The organism is Bradyrhizobium sp. (assembly GCF_019242285.1).
GTDB lineage: Bacteria > Pseudomonadota > Alphaproteobacteria > Rhizobiales > Xanthobacteraceae > Bradyrhizobium.
Map to the genome: position 1 here is coordinate 1 of NZ_JAFAVV010000421.1, position 5,756 is coordinate 5,756.

The 5,756-nt window shown below is 65.8% G+C and carries 6 protein-coding genes; all 6 read left to right on the forward strand.

Features of this window, described 5'->3' with window-relative positions; all coding sequences use genetic code 11:
- Positions 1-1,802 (forward strand): NirA family protein (locus tag JOY90_RS16330; protein WP_367276946.1); only part of this gene is annotated, 1,802 nt, incomplete at its 5' end.
- Positions 1,803-1,817: 15 nt separating this feature from the next.
- A complete protein-coding gene (locus JOY90_RS16335; RefSeq protein WP_291692153.1) occupies positions 1,818-3,422 on the forward strand; it encodes a sulfite reductase subunit alpha in 1,605 nt (534 codons plus the stop codon).
- A gap of 17 nt (positions 3,423-3,439) precedes the next feature.
- Positions 3,440-4,246: a nitrite transporter NirC gene (nirC, locus tag JOY90_RS16340; protein ID WP_291692154.1), complete on the forward strand. Its 807-nt coding sequence runs from the start codon at positions 3,440-3,442 to the stop codon at positions 4,244-4,246.
- Positions 4,247-4,385: 139 nt separating this feature from the next.
- A complete protein-coding gene (aroQ, locus tag JOY90_RS16345) occupies positions 4,386-4,844 on the forward strand; it encodes a type II 3-dehydroquinate dehydratase (protein ID WP_291692155.1) in 459 nt (152 codons plus the stop codon).
- 2 nt (positions 4,845-4,846) lie between these two features.
- Positions 4,847-5,338: an acetyl-CoA carboxylase biotin carboxyl carrier protein subunit gene (locus tag JOY90_RS16350; protein ID WP_291692158.1), complete on the forward strand. Its 492-nt coding sequence runs from the start codon at positions 4,847-4,849 to the stop codon at positions 5,336-5,338.
- A gap of 176 nt (positions 5,339-5,514) precedes the next feature.
- Positions 5,515-5,756: biotin carboxylase N-terminal domain-containing protein (locus JOY90_RS16355; protein WP_291692156.1), on the forward strand; the 242-nt coding region annotated here is incomplete at its 3' end.

The window sequence follows — 5,756 nt, forward strand, 5'->3', positions numbered from 1 at the left end:
TTAGTGGCAGATTAATGGCGTTAGATCAGGGCTTTACGGACGAACAGAAGCAGTATCTCGAAGGCTTCATTACCGCGATTGCCAACAAACGCGGCATCACCGTGCCCAACGGAGCGGCAAGCCGCGGTCCGGCGAACCAGGCAAATCCGTACGCGGCCGACCCAATGGCGATCCATTATGAGGCGCAGGATCGGACCATCGCGGCCGGCGGCAAGCTTGTGCCCGAGGAAGTCGCGAAGCGCGAGAAGCACCCCTTTGACATCTGGGATGAGATCGCCGCCAATGCCGTGGCGGGTCGATTCCCCAAGGGGCTCGATATTTTCCGCCACAAATTCCACGGGCTGTTTTATGTCGCGCCGAACCAGGACGCGTTCATGCTGCGGTTGCGCCTGCCGGGCGGCATTGTCCGAGCGGACCAGGCCCGCGGCCTTGCCGATGTCGCCGAGCGTTTCGGCGGCGGTTATGTCGACATCACGACGCGCGCCAATTTGCAGATCCGCGAGATCGGCGCGAGCCATCCCCTTGAGGTCCTTGAAGCGATCGACGAACTCGGGCTGACATCGCGCGGGTCAGGCGCCGACAATATTCGCAATCTGACCGGCAGTCCCGCCGCCGGGGTCGACCCGCAGGAGCTTTACGACACGCGACCGCTGTGCCGCGCTCTTTATCACTTGATCCTTAATCACCGCGAGCTTTACGGCCTGCCGCGCAAGTTCAACATCGCGTTCGACGGCGGCGGCAAGCTGTCGGTACTCGAAGACACGAACGATATCGGCTTTACGGCGGTCAGCGTGGGGCCAGGAAAAGAGGTGCCGGAGGGGGTCTATTTCCGCATGGCGCTGGGCGGGCTCACGGGGCACATGGCCTTCGCCGCCGATGCCGGCGTGCTGCTGAAGCCGGAAGAGGTCGTTCCGGCCGCCGTCGCGATCGTCAAGGCCTTCATCGCCAACGGCGACCGCACGGATCGCCACAAGGCACGCATGAAGTACCTGATCGACCGCTGGGGCATTCCCAAGCTGGTCGAAGAGGCGGCGGCGTATCTGCCGTTTCCATGGCGCCATGCCGCGCTGGAGATCAACGAGCCGCGCGGACCGATCGAGCGTTACGGGCATATCGGCGTCCACGAGCAGGCGCAGCCGGGGCTTTCTTACGTCGGGGTCGTCTTTCCCGTCGGCCGGGTGACAAGTGCGCAGCTGCGCGGCCTCGCCGGTATCGCCGAGCGCTGCGGTTCTGGAACGCTGCGTCTGACGGTGTGGCAGAACTTATTGATCTCGGACATTCCGCAGGCGGACGTGGCGGCGGCAACCGCCGAGATCGAAGCGCTGGGCCTCGGTATCAAGGCCAGCGCCATCCGCGGCGGCCTTGTCGCTTGCACCGGCAATGTCGGCTGCAAGTTTGCGCTCGCCAACACCAAGCGGCACGCGCTGGCGCTGGCGGATCATCTCGATGCGCGGGTGGTGCTGGATACGCCGCTCAACATTCACCTCACCGGCTGCCCGAATTCCTGCGCGCAGCACATCGTTGGCGATATCGGCCTCTTGGCGACGAAGGTCGATGCGGGCGGCGACGATGAGATCGAAGGTTATCACCTGCATGTCGGCGGCGGTGCGGGCGCCGAGCAGCGGCTGGGGCGTGAAATCGTCCAGTCTATACCGGCCGAGGAAGTGCCGATGCGGGTCGAGGCGCTTCTGCGCGCCTATCTCGCGCATCGCCGCGACGACGAGAGCTTTTACGCTTTTGCCGGGCGACATAGCGACGCCGAACTGCGCGCGATGCTGACGCCGGTCTCGCGGGCGGCGTGAGGTGGGCCAAAAGACATGAACATAGTCCCTCGCCTTCCCGACAACGCGCCGTTTTCATCGGTCCAACGCGCCTGGCTTGATGGATATCTCGCCTGTGTTTTCCTCGATGACGTCGCACCGCTTCCAGCAACAGCGGCGATGCCATCCTTTGCGCGCGAGCCGGAACCGGAACCCGAAGATCTGCCATGGCACGACCCGCTCTTGTCGCTCGACGAACGACTGGAAATGGCCGCCGGCCACAAGCCCCAGCACGTGCTGATGGCGGCAATGGCGCAACTCGATTGCGGGCAATGCGGCTATTTCTGCGAGACCTATGCGGCGGCGATCACGAGCGGTGCGGAGCCTTCGCTCACCCGTTGTGTCCCCGGCGGCAAGGCAACCTCGCGCAAGCTCAAAGAACTGATTGCCGAAATCGGCGCAGGATCGGTCGGAGCGCCCGTGGCGGCCAAAGCGACCATTCCGACTGCGCCGGCCGTACCCGTACCTCAGCAGGAGGCGGTGAGCAGCGCCGCGGCGCCTCTGCAGGCGCGGTTGCGGCAGGCAGTGCCACTTCATGCGACGGGCGCCGAAAAGGACACGCGGCATGTCGTGCTCGACGCGACTGACGGCGAGCTGCATTACGAGGTCGGCGACAGTCTTGGTATCAAGGCGCGCAATGATCCCGGTTTGGTCGCGGCGATCATCGAATGCTTGGGCGCGTCACCGGATACGCCAGTGCAGTCACCCGACGGCGTCGAACGGCCGCTGATCGAGGCGCTCAGTGAAGCCTGCGAAATCCGCCGCATTTCCGATGAGGCAGTCGAAGTGCTGGCCTCACGTGCGCATGACCGCGAGGAATCGCGAATCCTGCAGGCGATGGCGGAGGGTTATCCCGGCGTGGGTCCGGACAACGCCGACCTGCTTGATCTGCTCGAAGCATTCCCCTCCGCGCGGCCGCCGCTATCGGAGCTGATTTCGGCGCTCGACCCGCTGCTTCCGCGGCTCTATTCGATCGCCTCGTCGCCGAAAGCGACGCCCCGGGAGGTGCATCTCGCGGTCGGCGTCGTCCGTTACAAGCTGCGCGCGCGAGACCGCGGCGGCGTCGCCTCAACTTTTCTCAGTGACCGGTTGCCGCCGGGTAATACGGTGCCCGTTTACATCAGCAAGTCCGAGAGCTTCCGGCTGCCGGCATCGGACAAGCCGGTCATCATGATTGGTCCGGGCACGGGCATCGCTCCGTTCCGCGCTTTTCTCGAAGAACGACAGGCGACCGGCGCCAAGGGCCACAACTGGCTGTTCTTTGGCAATCAGCGCCGCGCCCAGGATTTCCTCTTTGAGGACGAACTGACCGGCTATTGCCGCGACGGGTTGCTGACGCGGCTCGATACCGCGTTTTCGCGGGACCAGGCGCACAAAATCTACGTCCAGCACCGCATGCTCGAAAACGCCTCAGAGCTTTGGGCCTGGCTCGAAGACGGCGCGTATCTCTATGTCTGCGGCGACGCCGAAAAGATGGCGCGCGATGTCGATCGCGGCCTCACCTACATCATCGCCAAGGAGGGCCACATGGATGCGGCCGGCGCCAAAGCCTATCTCGCCCGTCTTGCCCGCGAAGGCCGCTATCTGCGGGATGTGTATTAAGCCGACGGAGTACAACCATGTTTCTCGAAACGGTCGATCAGTTCGCTAAGGCGGCCGCCGCGAAGGCCGCCTATTTACGGCGCTCGCCGGGCGCATTTTTTATCAGCTCGATGTTGGCTGGTGCCTATGTCGGGCTCGGCATCATTTTGATTTTCAGCGTCGGCTCCAATCTCGATCCCGGCATCAGGCCGCTAGCGATGGGCGCCTCCTTCGCCATCGCGCTGACCTTGGTGATCTTTGCCGGGTCGGAACTCTTTACCGGTCATACGATGTTCATGACGATCGGCTGGTTGAAAAAGACGATCAGAGCGGGCGACGTCGCCGGAAGCTGGGCGATGACCTGGACCGGCAATCTCGCCGGCTGCATCGTTCTCGGCGCGCTGTTTGTCGCAGGCGGCGGCGGGGTCGTGCTGGCGTCACAGAGCCACCTGATGGTCAACGTGGCGGCGGCCAAGATGAACGCGCCGGCACTTGAACTCTTTGCCCGCGGCATCCTCTGCAACTGGCTCGTCTGCCTTGCGATCTGGACGTCGCAGCGGATGACCAATGACACCGCGAAGTGCATCGCGATTTTCTGGTGCCTTTACGCCTTTATCGCCAGCGGGTTCGAGCACTCGGTCGCCAACATGACATTGCTGTCGATCGCGCTGCTGGCGCCGCACCCCGAAACCGTGTCGGTCACCGGTCTCGCCTGGAACCTGCTGTGGGTGACGATCGGCAATGCGATCGCCGGGGCCGGCATCATGGGGGTCGGCTACTGGGCGGCTTCGCGCACTCCGTCGGCGACCGCCGCGGCTCCTGCCGCGCTCGCCGCTGCGGAATAGACGGAGGATTCGGCGCCCCTTGGCCGGGCGGCGCGCAACCCGGCCGTGAAACGATAGCGGGAACGCCGCGGCGGGGTGCGTGTTGCCCGCCGCCGCGTCGCGCGTGCTATAAGGCCGCCGCCCGCTGCGGAGTGCGCGCTTGCCGACAATCTTCATCCTGAACGGTCCGAACCTGAACCTGCTCGGGGTCCGCGAGCCGGCGACCTATGGCTACGACACGCTCGGCGACGTCGAGGAGCGCTGCCAGACCCGCGCCGCCGCGCACGGGCTGTCGGTCGAATTCCGCCAGACCAACCACGAGGGTCAGCTCGTCGACTGGATCCAGGAGGCGCGCGAATCGGCCGACGGCATCATCCTCAATGCCGGGGCGCTGACCCACACCTCGGTCGCGGTGCTCGACGCGCTGAACGCCGCCGACCTGCCGGTCATCGAGGTGCACCTGTCGAATATCTTCCGGCGCGAGTCGTTCCGCCATCATTCGTATGTCAGCCTGGCGGCGACCGGGGTCATTTGCGGCCTCGGCCCGCACGGCTACGAGTTGGCGATCGAGGCCTTGGCGGCGCTGATCGAAGCGCAGTCGGGCGAGGCCGCGCGTTGAATTTGCGCGGCAAGAACAGCGGCGCCGGCGCCCTGCCGCCGCTGCTGCCCGATGCGGAATTGATCCGCACGCTCGCCAAGGTGCTGGCGGAGACCGGGCTGACCGAGATCGAGTACGCGGTCGGCGAGCACCGCATCCGCATCGCCCGCGGGGCCAACGGGGCCGCGGCGGCCCCGACCTATGTGGTGCCGGCGCCCGCCGCCGCTGCCCCGCCGCCAGCGCCGCCAAAGGCGAACGGGGCCGATCATTCGGCCGGGCTCGCCGATGCGCTCAGGTCGCCGATGGTCGGCATCGCCTACCTCGCGTCGCAACCCGGCGCCGCGCCGTTCGTCCGCGCCGGCGACACGGTCAGCGAGGGCCAGACATTGCTGATCATCGAGGCGATGAAGGTGATGAACCAGATCCGCGCGCCAAGAGCCGGACGGGACGCCCGGGTTCTGATCGGTGACGCCGAGCCGGTCGAATACGGCGCCCCGCTGATGGTGATCGAATAGGCGTGGATCGGTACCGTGCCGGCCCCTCACCCCGGCCCTCTCCCCGCGCGAGCGGGGAGAGGGAGCGCCGGCATCTTCCCCCTCGCCCCGCTTGCGCGGAGAGGGAGGGCCCATCGCGAAGCGATGGGAGGGCGAGGGGCAGTTGGCAGCCGCGAGGCCCTAGACCAGAGCCCGGAATGTTCGAAAAGGTGCTGATCGCCAATCGCGGCGAGATCGCATTGCGCATCCACCGCGCCTGCCGCGAAATGGGGATCAAGACCGTCGCGGTGCACTCGACCGCCGATGCCGACGCGATGAACGTCCGGCTCGCCGACGAGACCGTGTGCATCGGCCCGCCGCCGGCCAAGGGGAGCTACCTCAACATTGCCGCGATCCTGTCGGCGGCGACGATCACCCATGCCGACGCGATCCATCCCGG

What these genes read in the sequence shown, in the direction of transcription:
- nirC (WP_291692154.1), top strand. Translation starts at nt 3,440, where the DNA reads ATGTTTCTCGAAACGGTCGATCAGTTCGCTAAGGCGGCCGCCGCGAAG.
- JOY90_RS16335 (WP_291692153.1), top strand. Translation starts at nt 1,818, where the DNA reads ATGAACATAGTCCCTCGCCTTCCCGACAACGCGCCGTTTTCATCGGTC.